The organism is Corallococcus sp. AB038B (assembly GCF_003668955.1).
Taxonomy (GTDB): Bacteria; Myxococcota; Myxococcia; order Myxococcales; family Myxococcaceae; genus Corallococcus; species Corallococcus exiguus.
Map to the genome: position 1 here is coordinate 1 of NZ_RAWO01000328.1, position 393 is coordinate 393.

A 393-nucleotide genomic window follows, 5' to 3' on the forward strand; every position below is an offset into this window, starting at 1 on the left:
GGACCAGGACAACGACTCGAAGGTCAACGTGCTCGGGGACGTGCGCTGCCACGCGCTCTACACGGACGGGGAGATCAACATCCAGGGAGACCTCCACGCGCGCGACGTCGTCTACGCCTATTACAACGACCACACGCTGGCCGCTGGCACCATCCACGCGCGCGTCGTCATCGAGGACGACCACGGCATCATGGCGTCCGTCCAGGCCGAGCATCACTTCGACATGGACACGTACAGCCAGGGCTACGGCGAAGGGGTGCCCGAGCGCCTGAAGGAGCTGTTCGTCGATGAGGTGTTCGAGGCGGAAGAGGAGGAAGAGCCGGCCCGGCTCGACAAGTTCGGGCTCTTCGACCGCCTGCGCAAGGGCCTGCCCGTCTTCCGCGAACGGCCCTG

At 65.9% G+C, this 393-nt stretch carries 1 pseudogene; it reads left to right on the top strand.

Annotated features, from left to right (window positions below):
* A pseudogene (locus tag D7Y04_RS43450) lies at window positions 1-393 on the top strand (ankryin); the annotation flags it as partial.